This window comes from Metabacillus endolithicus (genome assembly GCF_023078335.1).
Lineage (GTDB): Bacteria > Bacillota > Bacilli > Bacillales > Bacillaceae > Metabacillus > Metabacillus endolithicus.
This window is the reverse complement of the sequence record NZ_CP095550.1, coordinates 1,673,482-1,687,596: the sequence shown is the minus strand read 5'-3', so window position 1 is coordinate 1,687,596 and position 14,115 is coordinate 1,673,482. Positions and strand designations below refer to the sequence as shown.

Below are 14,115 nucleotides of genomic sequence, written 5' to 3'. Positions count from 1 at the left end.
TTTTACAACGACTAACGTATAGGAATTTCTAGATAGAAAGCTGCTCCATTTCGCTCGTTTGCTGCCCACACCTTAGATTCATGCAAATCTGCAATCCGCTTAACAATGCTCAATCCAATTCCAAATTCCCCTTTTTGTCCTTTTTGAAAAGGTTCAAATAGCTGTCCCATTATCTCTTTGTCAATTGGAGGTCCATCATTCCATAAGTTCAAAGTAAGATGTTGTTCTGATTTTGACATTGAAATTGAAATGGCTGTCTCAGCATATCGTAAGGAATTTTCAAGCAGGTTTTCAAGCAGCTTTTCCCACTGCTCTGAATCCCCCAAAATAGTTGCGTCTTCAACATTTAAATTCCAAGTAAGTTCGGGTTTAGCCCATTTAATTCGTTCCACTTCCTCGTGTATGAGTTGATCGAGGCGAAACGAAGTTTTTTTCGGCTTTCTTGTGGATAAAAAATCAAGCTTCGTTAAGTAAAGTAAATCTTTTATTTTTTTTTCAAGCTTTTCTGATTCATCTTCAATAACATCCATTGTACTGGAAAGATCACCTTTTGGGAAAATCCCGTCATTTACAGATCTCGCATACCCACGGATAACCATAACAGGTGTTTTTAAATCATGTGATATATTTTGCAGCAGCGTTTGCTGAGCTTCGTCTTTCCTTACAAGATGCTGACGCATTTTTTCAATCATGTGCCCGAGTTTTCCAATTTCATCGTTTCGGTCTACTTCAACCGGTTCGTGCCAGGCTTGCTCAGAAATGTCTTTTACATGCTTTTCAAGCTTAACAAGTGGTTTTGATAAATACCTTGCTAGCCAAATCGACGGTATCCAGCTAAATAAAAAGACAACGGCCATGACAATCATAAGTTGTCGAAATAGGGTGAACACAAGATCATTCCGATAAGAATCCCATGAGTAGGATAATAAGTAACTAGGCTCACCGTTGATTGTTAGCTTATGAATCACATAAAAAAGTGTTTGATTTCGTAAATTCTTTTCATATCGTTCACTAGATGCTGTTTGCTGTGCAGCTAAATCCTGTGTTTGACGAATAAAATCAGTTGGAAGCTCTTCACTATATAAATAGTATCGACTTTGGATAGGTAAAAACAAATGGGAAACAGTACGGTCTTTTTGTTTGTCATTTTGCAGACTGTTTCCAGGATTACCATATTCCATTAAAACAAGCTGTTCATTTTCAATCGTTTTATAAATTTCTTTTGTGAAAAAGCTTCGTAAAGTGGTGGGGAAAAAAATCACTAATAATAATGAAATAACCAAAAGAATGCCTGAAAATACTACCCAAATTTGAAAGGCTAACGGTTTATTTTTCATCCTTTTAACATCCTGTAGCCAAATCCATAGATTGTTTCTAGTTTCAGTTCCGGCATTTTCTTTCTTAGTCTTCGGACTAAATCATCAACAACTCGATCTGTTCCGAAATAATCTTCTCCCCAAATATTAGTTAGTATTTGCTCTCTAGAAAAAGCCTGACCTTGATTGTGTATAAACAATTGAAGCAGATCAAATTCCTTTGATGTTAAGGTAACTTCTTCATTATTTAAGTAAACAATTCTTACTTGCTCGTCTATTTGATAGGGAGTAAGAGTAATAACTTTACTAGATTCAGTTGATTCTTCTATATATGTTCTTGATAATAGTTTTTGTGCTCGAATGACAAGTTCTCTTGGTAAAAAAGGTTTTGAAATATAATCATCACTACCAAGCTCCAACCCTAAAACACGATCAATATCAGCATCTCTAGCAGAGATAAAAATAACAGGAACGTTAGGTGTTGCTGCTTTTATTTCACGAATTAATTGATATCCGTCAATATCAGGAAGCATAATATCCAGGATCCATAAATGAGGCGGCTTGTCTATTAGCTCTCTTGCTTGGGACCCAGTGAGGCAAGAGGTAACAGACCATTTTTCATTTATGAGATACATGGTTAACAATTCATTTAAGTTCTGTTCATCCTCGACTAAGTATACGTTGTAACTCATCGTGTCACTTCCTTTCATCGCTATTATACAACGTTCTATTTCAATTCTTGATAAATTTCACAATTTCCCACAATTCTCTCATTATTATCCCAAACTCTTGTCATATAGTTAGGTTAAGCAAAAAAGCGAACACATTAGGTGGACGTGATAAAAGGAGATAATGAAATGAGAGCTTTAATTTTTACGGGTGTTTCCCTTCTTTTTGTTTTACTCATTATAGGTGGGTTTGTAAGTTCTCAAGGCATCTAAAACATTTTACTGATTTATTATAAAAGATAACGATTGATTGTTATAGGAGGAAAAAATATGGGATATTATGATCAAACAGAAATTACACGCGAACAGAAAAAAACAAGAAAAAGTATCAAACCAATTGTATCTTCACTTCTAAGTGGAATTGTTGGTGGAGCATTAGTATTAGGTGTGACGACTTATAAACAGGAGCAACAACCGACAGTAGAACAAAATACTGCTGCAGTTGAAGCTGTTACTCAAAATAATGATTCTGCTCCTAATGTCTCAACACAAGAACTATCTACAAATTCTAGCTCTATTGCTGATATCGTTGATAGCTTAACGCCAGCAATTGTTGGGATTACGAATATGCAAACACAAACAAGCAGAGATTTCTTTAACAGCTCATCAGAAAGTGTTGAAGCTGGAACAGGTTCAGGATTCATCTTTAAAAAAGAAGGTGATGCAGGATATATTTTAACAAATAACCACGTTATTGAAGGAGCACAATCAATTGAAGTAACTCTTTATAATGGAGAGAAAGTTCCAGCAGAGCTAGTTGGAACAGATGCATTAACTGACATAGCTGTACTCAAAATTGATGCAGAGCATGTCGAAGTTGTGGCAGAGTTAGGGGATTCATCACAACTACGTACAGGTGAAGATGTGATCGCAATAGGAAATCCATTAGGAGAAGAATTCTCCAGAACCGTAACACAAGGAATCATAAGCGGTATTGATCGAACAATTGATGTAACAACATCTGAAGGTAATTGGGCACTTGATGTTCTTCAAACAGATGCAGCAATTAATCCAGGTAACAGTGGAGGTCCATTAATAAACATGAGTGGACAGGTTATCGGAATTAATAGTTTGAAAATTAGTGATAGCGGTGTAGAAGGGCTAGGCTTTGCCATTCCGAGTAACGATGTTGTTCCTATTGCTGAAGAGCTATTGTCTAATGGGAAAATCCAACGTCCTTTCCTTGGTGTAGGATTAGTTGAGATGAGTGAGGTTCCTCAATATTATTTACAACAAAACATGAGTCTACCTGAAGAAGTGACAGAAGGCGTTATTGTGGGGAATGTTTCACCAGCATCACCGGCAGATGAAGCAGGTCTTAAGCAACAAGATGTGATTATCTCAATGAACGATCAAAAAATCACAAGTTCTAGTGATTTAAGAAAGTTTCTCTATTCAGAAACGGAAATTGGTGAAGAAGTAAAAGTAACTCTTTACCGAGCAGGAGAAAAAATGACCGTTACTATTAAGCTCACAAACAAAGATGCAACAAATGCATAAAGTAATTTAGTAATAGGAATGGCTGTAACTCTTTATATAGATGCTTTACCAGCTGACACTTTCGCAGTGATCTAACCCCCTCGGATCTTTTGCGGAGTGTCGGCTTTTTATTTATATTCATTGCCCGAATAAACTCATTTCTAAAAGGGGAAGGTTAATCATTGGAAGGAGTGATTAACATGAAAAAGGAAAATGAACCAATTGATAATGAACAGATTGCCCCAGGCATGGATGATGATCCTGAGTTAAACCAAAATGCAACAGAGGAAGAAATTAATCAAGGAGATTCTACAAAGGTTGTTACTTTATCATATGATGAGGTAGATCCTTCATAACTTCTCAAATCAGGTTGAAGACCATCAGAATGTGTTGGAACTTCAACCTTTTTTAATTGATTTATTTCCACCTTTTCTAAAAAATTGAACAGTTTGAAAAATTTATGGTGTAAAATTAAAATAGACAAGTAGTAATCAAATAATACATAAAATAAGCACCCGCATTTATCCATACATAAATTAGAAGATAGAGACGGAAGGGGAACATCATGAGCAGCACAATGAATAAAGGAAAGAGAGAGAAACTGGAAGAATTCATTAAGAAAAGTAGCTTTTTTGATCAACAGTTTGCGAAATTAAAGCAGGAAGCTTACTATGCAATGGACTTAGAAGGAAATTATATTAGAGTGAATAACGTATGTGAAGAACTAACGGGATACTCGAAAGAAGAGTTATATAATTTAAGCTACAAGAATCTCCTTGTAAGTAATAGTTTTGATTATATTGACGAAGTATTTCACAATACACTGAACGGTGAGCTTCAGCATTATGAATGCAGGATTTATACAAAGGATCAAGCGCAGAAAGACTTAGAAGTAACAAATTCACCGATTATTGTTAATAACGAAGTGATTGGCGTTTATGGTATTGCAAAGGATATTACAAAATTTAATGATCAAAAATTAAAACTGCAGGAAAGTGAACGTCTGCACAGAAGTCTTATTGAACATTCCCCTGATGGAGTCATTATTACCCAAAATGGCCGATTTGTTTATGCGAATAATGAAGCATCATTCTTATTAGGAGGAGAAAAGAAAGAAGATGTTATCAATAAGAATGTTCAGGATTTTATTCCAAATATAGATGAAAGCCACCTTATTAAATGCTTGAAAGAAGCAGAAGAAAATGGTGTTGCATCAGATCTTTATGAAGAGAAGTTTCTACAGTTAACAGGTAAAGAAATTGATGTTGAGATTAAAGCCATTCCGACTATCTTTCAAGGAAACAGAGCCGTTAATTTAATTATTAGAGATATAACTGAGAGAAAATTAGCACACGAAGTGATGATTAACTCTGAAAAGCTTTCTGTTGCAGGTCAATTAGCAGCAGGGATCGCACATGAAATACGTAATCCAATAACTGCTATAAAAGGTTTTTTGCAGTTAATGGAGAGTGGGAAGAGCTATAAGCAAGAGTTTTTCTCAGTAATTTCAGCTGAAATTAATAGAATTGAGATCATTCTAAGCGAATTACTAGCTTTAGCAAAACCACAACTTGATAAATACTGCAAAAAAGATATAAAAGGTATATTGCAGCATGTGGTTGCGCTAACAAAATCGCAGGCAATTCTCCATGATGTACATATTCAAACGTCTTTCTCAAAAGATTCATTAGAGGTTTTATGTGATGAAAACAAATTAAAACAAGTGTTTATTAACTTTATTAAAAATGCCATTGAAGCAATGAGTTATACCGATGGTGGAATGATCTTAGTTAAAAGTGAAAAAGTTGGAGATCAATCCGTTATCATTAGGATTATTGACCAGGGCCCAGGAATTCCTGAGGATATTCTTAAGAAAATAGGTGAGCCATTTTTTACGACAAAGGAAAACGGTACTGGACTAGGTGTAATGGTAAGCTTTGAAATTGTGAAGCAGCATGATGGTGAAGTACAAATTAACAGTGATTCAAATGGGACGACCATTTCAATCACTCTCCCGTTATCTTCGTCATTATCTAGTTAGTAAAGGGAAGAGGAAAAGACATGGAAATTGTAACGAACAGACTAATGATCAAGCCTTGTGAAGAGAAATTATTACCAGTGGAGATGGAGATCGGGCCACATATTCAGCACTATTTGGAAGAAGTAGAAATAGACTCTGATCTCAAAGGTTGGGGAGTATGGCTAGTTTTTCGAAAAGATGATGAACAGTTGATCGGCGATATTGGATTTAAAGGAAAACCTGAAAACGGTATTGTTGAAGTAGGATATGGAATATTGAATGAAGCACAGGGACAAGGATATGCAACTGAAGCTGTAGAAGCACTCATTAATTGGGCCTTTAAATCAGGCAAGGTTAAAAAGGTGATTGCAGAATGCTTAAAGACGAATACGGCTTCTATTAAAGTTCTAGAAAAGTTATCAATGACAAAAGTGGAAGAAGACGATCTTATGATGTATTGGGAAAGACATATTTTTCATTAACTCATCCTTAAAAAAATGAGGCAATCGGTATGGACCGATTGCCTCATTTTTTTAACAGGCTCCTGGGGGAGTGTCATGATAAACAGATAAACAGGTGGTGCTGGACGTGGAATTGGTTTTGGTGCATGTGGCTGTGGGTGTTGAACGTATTCGAATACACCTTGACCATCCATACTTGGACCGCTCGCCCAACGTCCCGTAGCACTTTCTTCTCCTCTTGAAAGATTCATAAATTTATAAGAAAATTGCTGTGCTTCAAGATTAATAGGGAATGTACTAGGTACAGTTTTTCCTTCCTTGGCCTCTAACTCAGCAATCGCAGCTAACCATTGATTTTGGTGCATTCTATCTCTAGCTATTAAAAATGAAAGCATATCCTTAACACCACGATCATCTGTTGCTTCATATAAACGTACTGCTTGAAGTCTACCTTGTGACTCAGCATTTAAATTTGCTCTAAAATCAGCTAATAAGTTACCACTAGCTATGATGTAATCTGCTGTCCATCTGTTTCCAACGCTATCAGCCGGCATTGCTCCAAGTCCTGAAACAATCGCATGTTGTGGATTCATTCCCCCAAGAACAGCTTCAATAACAGGATCTTTTGCTGCTTCCTCTTGATCTTTTAATGGAGCATTATCTAGCAATCTCCCAATCATAACAGCGAGCATTTCAATATGTGCAAGCTCTTCTGTACCAATATCTAAAAGCATATCTTTATATTTTCCAGGACATCTTGTTCCCCAGCCTTGAAATAAGTATTGCATCGCAACTGAAATTTCCCCAAATTGACCACCTAAGATTTCCTGAAGCTTTTTTGCATAAACGGCATCTGGACGATCGGGTTTCGCATTATATTGAAGTTCCTTGATGTGATAAAACATAAGAAACCCTCCTCATTTTTTTTGTGTGAACATGGTATATATATTCCTCGTAAAGGAGGATATGCTGATTTTTTTCATGTTTATTTACTAATACGAGCTCTTTAGTCATAAAGTTTAAGGAATAACAAAAGGGGAGGCTGAAGATGAAAACATATGAGCAAGCGGCAGCATTTGAACATCAGTTTTGGCTACAAGTTCTTGGAGACCATGCCCGGTTTATTCTAAATGCTCTATCAGTAAATGAGCAGGAGGATATTAAGAAGGCAAAGCAATTTAAAGATATATTTGACACATTATTATTAAAATCAAGAGAACAAACTAACTTTGTAGCCTTAACATTAGAAGCTGAAGAATATGCAAAAGAACTTCGTGAGTTTAAGCTCTCAATCATTGAAAGACATCTCGTTGGAAAAATTACCATACATCTTCCACCTTCTTTTATAAATCATATGGTCAATGAGCTTGAGGAATATTTATTGGTTCTTTCTTATTTGAAAAAGAAGGAAAAGCCGCCAATTTTTCACGAGCTTCATCACCATTTATTGTGGTTGTTAGATGCTGCAGGTCATGCAGGAGCTATTTCAGACACTTTAGATAGAGCTGAAAAGCAATTGAAGCAAAAGAGTGATGTGTTTACAAAAGACTTTGAAGATTTTTATTTAAAAGCAGTAGAATTATCAGGCTATTTACGAGCAAATGTGGACTCTTTTCCGGCCCTAACTAAAATGAATAAAGATGTAAAGCTGGAAATTGAATTATTTAGAGGCTTCTTATCGGAAATAGAGGAGATGGAATTAAATAATGAAATGCTTAGTACTTTTTCGCCATTAATGGCAGATCATATGATGAGGGAAGAGTGCTACTACTTAATGAAGGTGGCAGAGGCTTCAAACACAGAAAAGCCAAATTGTGATCCAACTAAACCTAGAAGGTAAAGGTAAGGCAGTGCATTAGATGCACTGCCTATTCTACGTCTAAGATGGTATAAATTTCAGACCAATTGTTGCTGAAATAATCATTGAGATAAATAATAATCTTTTCCAACCAGCAGGTTCTCCTAAAAAGAAGATGCCGAATAATGTACTGCCAACTGTTCCGATCCCCGTCCAGACAGCATAAGCTGTTCCCATTGAAATAGTCTGCATAGCTATGGTCAGAAATAAAAAGCTAGTTCCAAAACCTAAAGCCAGAAAAAATGCATTAAGCCAACTTTTATGCATATTAAATCGGGCAATCGCAGCAACCCCAGCAACCTCGCAAAGACCAGCTAAAATAAGGAATAACCAATCCATGATTATATCTCTCCTTTCGAAGAAGGGGTTTGGTGATCGTCCGTCACCATTTTCAGACCAACAACCCCTGCAATTAAGATTGCGCAAAGTCCGACTTTAACCCAGTTTATTTCATGACTAAAAAACAGAAGTTCAATAATAACAGTTCCAGTAGCTCCTAGTCCTGTAAATACAGCATAAACAGTGCTAATCGGCAATCGCTTCGTTGCATAAATCAATAGATAAAAACTAATAAGAATTGATAGGATTGTCATGATCCATGCTAAGGTACTGTTTGCATGTTTTAACCCGGTTACCCAACTAACTTCAAAAATAACGGCAAAATAAACAAGAAACCAATTTTTACTCATATGTCTTATCCCTCCTTTAGTTGGATATACCTTTCCAGTAAATATTCCAGGAAGCATTTAATCGTCGCTGGAAACGTTCAAACCCACCATATAGAAGTTCGACTAATAAAGAATCGAATAGACCGATGTATGAAACTGCCACCTCTGTAATTGGAAAAGCTAATTCGGCTGATGATTTTGTAAATGATTCAAAACGATCATTTCAACTGCCTCATAATAGGTATAAAGGATTTCCATCACTTTCTCATGTAAATGGGAAGGAGGTAAAAAACCGTTTCTTAATAAAAATTTCATAGAAGCTTCTCTTTCATACCTTTGACAACTGTTTGTCAAAAAATGATAAAGCTTCGACTTTAATTCAAGTTTTTCATTTTCTGAAAAGTAGTTGCGAATGTAATTTTTTTCATCTTCAATAACCTCAGCTAAGATGGTCAGATATAATTCATCTTTGTTTGCGAAATGAGAATAAATAGATTGCTTTTTTATCCCAACGTCGTTAGCAATTAATGATAGTGACGTACCATCATATCCATGCTGGGCGAATTGTTGTAAACCAGACTGTTTTATTTCAATTGCTGACATAATGATCAACCTTCCTTACGTTCGTCAGTTTCGAAGTATATACTGTCTTTTTAAAAGAGTCAATCATAAAGAATCAATTACTAAAACCTTACATTGCTCTCTTAATCTCTGTCTTGTTATGCTAATATGGAATAGAACTAAATTTGATAGGGGTAACAACATGATAAAAAACAAAATAAAATCTGTTTTTTTCATTCTGTTAGTATGGACAATAGTTATACCAAATAGTATTTATGCTTTAGAAAATCAAGATTTACCACTTTATAGCGAATCAGTCATTCTACTAGATGCCAAGTCAGGTCAAACACTATATGAAAAAAATAGTCAGGTGCAAATGCCGCCTGCCAGCATTACAAAAATTGCAACAGCAATCTATGCAATAGAAAAAGGTCATTTAGAAGATATTGTAACAGTTAGTGAGAATGCTAGAAATGTGGATGGTACACGTGTTTACTTAGAGGTTGGTGAACAGGTTCCTTTAATGAAATTAATTCAAGGTCTGGTTATTAATTCTGGTAATGATGCAGGTGTAGCAATAGCTGAACATGTAAGTGGATCGATTGATGAGTTTATTACTGACTTTAATTCCTATTTAAAAGAGGAAATTGGCGTACAGCACACAACATTTAAAAACCCACATGGACTTTATGATCCAGAACACGTCACAACTGCTGAAGATATGGCAAAAATCACTCAATATGCCATGAAAAACGAAACATTTATGGAGATTTTTCAAACTAGTGAGTTAGCTTGGGACGGTCAAACTTGGGATACAACCATTGTTAATCATCATGAAATGGTTCGAGATAAAGAATATGAAGGTATTTCTGGTGGTAAAAATGGATTTGTACAGGAATCAGGATTTACCCTAGTCACAACGGCAAGCCGTGAAAAAATTAGTTTAATAGCTGTTACATTAAATGCTATGTCAGATAATCAGGCATATGAAGATACAAAAGCATTGCTCGATTATGGGTTCCAGAATTTTGAAACTGAAAAGATTATGGCAAATGAACAATTTACTGATCACTTAAATAACACATATATGCTTAATGAAGATGAGTACGTTACAAAGCGTTTAGGAGAAATCATTACGAAAGAAGTCATTTCGACCGGTGAACTTGAAATGAACGGAGACAACGGCAGATCTATAAAAAAGATTCCGCTTACAAAGATAAAAAGTGTAGAAACCAATAAAAAAATGGATAGTGAAGTTGTAGTACCAGATGAAGTGAAAGAGAAGGAAAGTGGAAATAAGCATCTGTTGCTTCTTGTTCCCTTTTCGTTATTTCTAGCTTTGTTTTTATCAGTATTTTTCTATGTGCAAGTGAGAAAAACATCTTAAATCTATTTTGCTTTCTTCCAAGCACTCCATTATAATTTAATAGAAGTTTCTATCATTCTTTTAGAAAGAAGTGTTCGATGATGAACTTAGGCTTTGGAGAAATTTTTCTCATTATCTTTGTCGCACTATTGTTATTTGGACCAAACAAATTACCTGCACTTGGTAAAGCAGCCGGTAAAACATTAAGAGAATTTAAAAATGCAACAAAGGGTCTGATGGATGATGACGACTCTTCGGTTAAAAACAATAAAGAGTAAGCAAAAGGAGACAATCATTTGGATTGTCTCTTTTCTATTTTGATAGGGGTATGTAGAAAGACGAAATAAAAAGCGCGACTAAGTAAAAATGGCTTGTAAGCGGTTAAACGAGCCTTCTTATTCCAATTTCGTCTTTTTAAGCAAAAATTAATACTTTACGATCAATTACTTAGAGGAGTAAGATAACATTCATAATCGTTAAGTTTTTGCTTATGCTAATTTTTATAGAAATACCATAAAAACAGAATAGAGTATCAATAATCGCTTAATCCTATAAGTAGGAGCGGGGGACCCATAAAAGATGTCAAACTTGACTTGGGGTGAATCAAACGTTTTTTTGCGTTTGTAGGCCTATTCTCTTTTGCCCGAATCCGACAGCTAACCTCGTCAGCGTTGAAGGGATGAACATGTGCCTAAATACAGACACAGGGGTTCGGTACCTTTGTGTCTTTTTTGTGCAAAAATATGGAGAGCTACAAGCTTAACTAAACGATAAAGTAGCTAAAATAGCATTTATACTTTTATATTGAAAGAAGGAATTATGGTGAAAAAGCAGTTCGCTGTGTTTGGTTTAGGACGTTTTGGTGGAAGCCTTGTAAAAGAGTTTCACGAGCTTGGGATTGAAGTGCTTGCAATTGATAAAAGTGAAGAAAAGGTTCAGCAATACGCAGCCTATGCAACACATGCCGTAAGAGCTAACGCAATAGATGAAACAATTCTAAAGCAGTTAGGTGTACGAAATGTGGATCACGCATTTGTATCATTTGGTGATGATATTGAAGCGAGTATTCTAACTTCATTAATTTTAAAGGAATTAGGAATTCCACAGGTGTGGGCAAAAGCGCAAAATGACTACCACCAAAAGGTATTAGATAAAATTGGCGTGAATCGAGTTATACATCCTGAAAGAGATATGGCCAAACGAATTGCCCATCATATTATATCTGAAAAAATGATCGATTATATAGAATTATCAAGAGAATACAGCATGGTTGAGGTTGTAGCTACAAAAAAATTGTGTAATAAAACACTTTTAGATTTGGATATACGTTCAAAGTATGGATGTAATATTGTCGGCATTCAACGGGGGGAAGAAATTTTTGTCTCACCTGGTGCTGAGGAGAAAATTACACTCGGAGATGTTTTGCTGATCATCGGAAAAAATAAAGATATTGTTGATTTCGAAGAGTATGGGATGTAATAATGAAAAAATTTATTAAACTAAATCCATCTCAGTTGTTAATTTCTGTATTTGTGGTATCTATATCGGTTGGAACACTTTTATTAAAATTACCATTTTCAACACATGATCATATCAAATGGATTGATGCTCTTTTTATTGCAACGTCGGCCATGACAGTGACGGGATTAGCAACTGTTGACCCAGGTACAACCTTTACAACATTCGGACAATTAATTATTGCTCTTTTAATACAAGTTGGTGGACTAGGGATTATGTCATTTGCTGTGCTGATCTTTATTATGCTGGGAAAGAAAATAGGGCTAAAAGAAAGATTGTTAATGCAGCATGCGTTAAATCAAACCTCAGTAGGTGGCATTATAAAGCTAGTTAAGTACTTATTTGTTTTTTCTATTACTATTGAGATGATTGCCATGGTGTTTCTAGCAATACGCTGGGTGCCGCAATATGGTTTATCAAAAGGACTTTTTTATAGCTTCTTTCACTCTATTTCAGCTTTTAATAATGCTGGATTCGCTTTATGGCCTGATAATTTAATTCAGTATGTTGGAGATCCAATCATAAATATTGTTATTTCGTTTTTATTTATTATCGGGGGAATAGGATTTACTGTTCTCGTTGATGTATGGAAGAAAAGATCGTACAGAAAATTATCGTTACATACGAAATTAATGCTAACAGGGACATTAGTTTTAAACATTGTTGCGATGTTTTTTATCTTTTGTGTAGAATACAGCAACCCCCAAACACTAGGTAATTTATCTTTAGGTGATAAGCTTTGGGGCTTCGTATTTTCAGGCGGTTTCACCGCGAACAGCTGGGTTTAACACGGTAGATATGGGAGGTTTAGATGAAACAACAATCTTTTTTATTATTATTTTAATGTTTATCGGAGCAGGCAGTGGGTCCACAGGTGGTGGAATCAAACTAACAACTGCATTGGTTATTGGACTTGCAACGGTTACATTTCTTAGAGGGAAAAATGATATAGTAGTTTCCAAACGAACCATCAATTCATCGTTTATTTTAAAAGCACTTGCTATTACGATGATTAGTATTGTATTTGTCATTCTTGGAATTCTTCTATTAAATATCACAGAGAAAGAAGCATCCTTTCTAGATATTATGTTTGAGGTTGTCTCAGCGTTTGGGACAGTCGGTCTCTCAACTGGCTTAACCGGCATGCTAACGTTTGCTGGTAAACAAATTATCATTTTTATTATGTTTTTAGGGAAAATTGGTCCGCTAACGTTAATGTTCTCGCTCGCGAGTCCTTCCAAAGAAAAAATCCGTTATCCACAGGAAGATATATTAACGGGATGATTAAAACCACTAGTCACTTGATTAGTGGTTTTTCCTTATATTATTTCCTTGTTATAAATGAGATAGAAACAAGGAACTCAATAATCCAAGAGATGCAATTAAACCCACAATGGCTCCACCTTCTTCAAATGCCTCTGGCATCATAGTGGATGATACCATCGCAAAAATCCCACCTGCTGCAAAAGCTGAAATAAAAGAAATAATACTTGCTGATGCATTCTGTAGCAGTCCAAAACCTAATAATGCACTAACAGAAGAAAGTGAAACAACAATTAACCACATCGTGAGAATTGTCTTTTTGCTGTAACCATCTTTTTTTAACCCAACTGTACTTGATAATCCTTCAGGAAAGTTACTAATAAATACAGCAATAACCATTAGGTAGCTAACTGTACCTTGCTCAAGAAGGCTTACACCTATTATCACAGATTCAGGAATCGCATCAATAATCGTCCCAATGAAAATGGTGATCCCAGAATGATTTTCACTGCTCTTCTTTGAACGTTTTCGATCTCTTCCTCCTCTTTTAGAAACAATAACTTCAGATAAAGTAAATACCAATGCACCGACTAGAAACCCAATAGATGTAGATCGTAAGCCACCTTCATCAACAGCTTCAGTTAACAATTCAAAAGCAGCAGCTCCAATTAACACACCAGTCCCAAATGACATAATCAACCCAGTAATTTTTTTAGGGAGATTTGTAAAGATACCTACTAATGCACCAAAAAAAATAGGTGATCCAGCAAACGCTCCCCAAAGTGCTGCTTGAAGCAAGTACCTCACCCTCTCTCACGTCATATCATTTATTTTTCCCTATTCATTTTAGAAAAAACAAAAAAGCGACTAACATTGT

The 14,115-nt window shown here is 35.6% G+C and carries 15 protein-coding genes, 1 pseudogene and 1 riboswitch; of the genes and pseudogenes, 9 read left to right on the top strand and 7 right to left on the bottom strand.

Annotated features, from left to right (window positions below):
- Nucleotides 1–11: 11 nt before the first annotated feature.
- Together MVE64_RS09100 and MVE64_RS09095 are read right to left on the bottom strand one after the other, a co-directional pair.
- Complete coding sequence (locus MVE64_RS09100) at nucleotides 12–1,337, bottom strand: sensor histidine kinase (protein ID WP_247345728.1); 1,326 nt, start codon at nucleotides 1,335–1,337, stop codon at nucleotides 12–14.
- Nucleotides 1,334–2,008, bottom strand: coding sequence for a response regulator transcription factor (locus MVE64_RS09095; protein ID WP_247345725.1), 675 nt, complete (start codon nucleotides 2,006–2,008; stop codon nucleotides 1,334–1,336). The genes MVE64_RS09100 and MVE64_RS09095 overlap by 4 nt, the downstream gene beginning before the upstream one ends.
- 306 nt (nucleotides 2,009–2,314) lie before the next feature.
- Between MVE64_RS09095 and MVE64_RS09090 the strand changes: the two genes are divergently transcribed.
- The 4 genes from MVE64_RS09090 to MVE64_RS09075 all read left to right on the top strand — a co-directional run bounded on the left by MVE64_RS09090 (nucleotide 2,315) and on the right by MVE64_RS09075 (nucleotide 6,025).
- Nucleotides 2,315–3,544, top strand: a complete 1,230-nt coding sequence (locus MVE64_RS09090) for a S1C family serine protease (protein ID WP_247345722.1) — start codon at nucleotides 2,315–2,317, stop codon at nucleotides 3,542–3,544.
- 179 nt (nucleotides 3,545–3,723) lie between these two features.
- Entirely contained in the window at nucleotides 3,724–3,879 is a 156-nt protein-coding gene (locus MVE64_RS09085) for a hypothetical protein (protein WP_247345719.1), read from the top strand.
- A 209-nt stretch (nucleotides 3,880–4,088) separates the two neighbouring features.
- Nucleotides 4,089–5,564, top strand: a complete 1,476-nt coding sequence (locus MVE64_RS09080; protein ID WP_247345716.1) for a PAS domain S-box protein — start codon at nucleotides 4,089–4,091, stop codon at nucleotides 5,562–5,564.
- Between the two features lie 20 nt (nucleotides 5,565–5,584).
- On the top strand, nucleotides 5,585–6,025 hold the full coding sequence (locus MVE64_RS09075; protein ID WP_247345713.1) for a GNAT family N-acetyltransferase: 441 nt from the start codon (nucleotides 5,585–5,587) through the stop codon (nucleotides 6,023–6,025).
- On the opposite strand, the gene MVE64_RS09070 is transcribed toward MVE64_RS09075, so the two are convergent.
- On the bottom strand, nucleotides 6,022–6,909 hold the full coding sequence (locus MVE64_RS09070) for a manganese catalase (RefSeq protein ID WP_247345711.1): 888 nt from the start codon (nucleotides 6,907–6,909) through the stop codon (nucleotides 6,022–6,024). The two genes, MVE64_RS09075 and MVE64_RS09070, sit on opposite strands and share 4 nt — an antisense overlap.
- A 143-nt stretch (nucleotides 6,910–7,052) precedes the next feature.
- On the opposite strand from MVE64_RS09070, the gene MVE64_RS09065 reads away from it, so the two are divergent.
- Nucleotides 7,053–7,844, top strand: coding sequence for a DUF2935 domain-containing protein (locus tag MVE64_RS09065; RefSeq protein ID WP_247345708.1), 792 nt, complete (start codon nucleotides 7,053–7,055; stop codon nucleotides 7,842–7,844).
- Between the two features lie 39 nt (nucleotides 7,845–7,883).
- Here the strand turns inward: MVE64_RS09065 and MVE64_RS09060 are convergent, their stop codons facing one another.
- From MVE64_RS09060 to MVE64_RS09050, 3 genes are all read right to left on the bottom strand, one after another.
- Complete coding sequence (locus MVE64_RS09060; protein ID WP_247345706.1) at nucleotides 7,884–8,201, bottom strand: DMT family transporter; 318 nt, start codon at nucleotides 8,199–8,201, stop codon at nucleotides 7,884–7,886.
- A 2-nt stretch (nucleotides 8,202–8,203) separates the two neighbouring features.
- Complete coding sequence (locus MVE64_RS09055) at nucleotides 8,204–8,551, bottom strand: DMT family transporter (protein ID WP_247345703.1); 348 nt, start codon at nucleotides 8,549–8,551, stop codon at nucleotides 8,204–8,206.
- Nucleotides 8,552–8,710: 159 nt separating this feature from the next.
- On the bottom strand, nucleotides 8,711–9,133 hold the full coding sequence (locus MVE64_RS09050) for a TetR/AcrR family transcriptional regulator (RefSeq protein WP_247345700.1): 423 nt from the start codon (nucleotides 9,131–9,133) through the stop codon (nucleotides 8,711–8,713).
- Between the two features lie 160 nt (nucleotides 9,134–9,293).
- Between MVE64_RS09050 and MVE64_RS09045 the strand changes: the two genes are divergently transcribed.
- From MVE64_RS09045 to MVE64_RS09030, 4 genes and pseudogenes are all read left to right on the top strand, one after another.
- On the top strand, nucleotides 9,294–10,478 hold the full coding sequence (locus tag MVE64_RS09045) for a D-alanyl-D-alanine carboxypeptidase family protein (RefSeq protein WP_247345698.1): 1,185 nt from the start codon (nucleotides 9,294–9,296) through the stop codon (nucleotides 10,476–10,478).
- 80 nt (nucleotides 10,479–10,558) lie between these two features.
- Entirely contained in the window at nucleotides 10,559–10,735 is a 177-nt protein-coding gene (locus MVE64_RS09040; protein WP_247347009.1) for a twin-arginine translocase TatA/TatE family subunit, read from the top strand.
- Nucleotides 10,736–10,987: 252 nt separating this feature from the next.
- A riboswitch (cyclic di-AMP (ydaO/yuaA leader) is annotated at nucleotides 10,988–11,143 on the top strand.
- 136 nt (nucleotides 11,144–11,279) lie between these two features.
- Nucleotides 11,280–11,936: a potassium channel family protein gene (locus tag MVE64_RS09035; RefSeq protein WP_247345695.1), complete on the top strand. Its 657-nt coding sequence runs from the start codon at nucleotides 11,280–11,282 to the stop codon at nucleotides 11,934–11,936.
- 2 nt (nucleotides 11,937–11,938) lie between these two features.
- Nucleotides 11,939–13,259, top strand: a pseudogene (locus MVE64_RS09030) (TrkH family potassium uptake protein).
- Nucleotides 13,260–13,310: 51 nt separating this feature from the next.
- Here the strand turns inward: MVE64_RS09030 and MVE64_RS09025 are convergent.
- Nucleotides 13,311–14,036 (bottom strand): ZIP family metal transporter, encoded by a 726-nt coding sequence (locus MVE64_RS09025; protein WP_247345694.1) that lies wholly within the window; start codon nucleotides 14,034–14,036, stop codon nucleotides 13,311–13,313.
- Nucleotides 14,037–14,115 lie beyond the last annotated feature (79 nt).

Excerpts from the sequence above, each read along its gene's own strand:
- MVE64_RS09060 (WP_247345706.1), bottom strand. The coding sequence starts at position 8,201 with ATGGATTGGTTATTCCTTATTTTAGCTGGTCTTTGCGAGGTTGCTGGG.
- MVE64_RS09055 (WP_247345703.1), bottom strand. The coding sequence starts at position 8,551 with ATGAGTAAAAATTGGTTTCTTGTTTATTTTGCCGTTATTTTTGAAGTT.
- MVE64_RS09085 (WP_247345719.1), top strand. The coding sequence starts at position 3,724 with ATGAAAAAGGAAAATGAACCAATTGATAATGAACAGATTGCCCCAGGC.
- MVE64_RS09045 (WP_247345698.1), top strand. The coding sequence starts at position 9,294 with ATGATAAAAAACAAAATAAAATCTGTTTTTTTCATTCTGTTAGTATGG.
- MVE64_RS09050 (WP_247345700.1), bottom strand. The coding sequence starts at position 9,133 with ATGTCAGCAATTGAAATAAAACAGTCTGGTTTACAACAATTCGCCCAG.
- MVE64_RS09100 (WP_247345728.1), bottom strand. The coding sequence starts at position 1,337 with ATGAAAAATAAACCGTTAGCCTTTCAAATTTGGGTAGTATTTTCAGGC.
- MVE64_RS09070 (WP_247345711.1), bottom strand. The coding sequence starts at position 6,909 with ATGTTTTATCACATCAAGGAACTTCAATATAATGCGAAACCCGATCGT.
- MVE64_RS09090 (WP_247345722.1), top strand. The coding sequence starts at position 2,315 with ATGGGATATTATGATCAAACAGAAATTACACGCGAACAGAAAAAAACA.
- MVE64_RS09065 (WP_247345708.1), top strand. The coding sequence starts at position 7,053 with ATGAAAACATATGAGCAAGCGGCAGCATTTGAACATCAGTTTTGGCTA.
- MVE64_RS09040 (WP_247347009.1), top strand. The coding sequence starts at position 10,559 with ATGAACTTAGGCTTTGGAGAAATTTTTCTCATTATCTTTGTCGCACTA.
- MVE64_RS09080 (WP_247345716.1), top strand. The coding sequence starts at position 4,089 with ATGAGCAGCACAATGAATAAAGGAAAGAGAGAGAAACTGGAAGAATTC.
- MVE64_RS09095 (WP_247345725.1), bottom strand. The coding sequence starts at position 2,008 with ATGAGTTACAACGTATACTTAGTCGAGGATGAACAGAACTTAAATGAA.
- MVE64_RS09075 (WP_247345713.1), top strand. The coding sequence starts at position 5,585 with ATGGAAATTGTAACGAACAGACTAATGATCAAGCCTTGTGAAGAGAAA.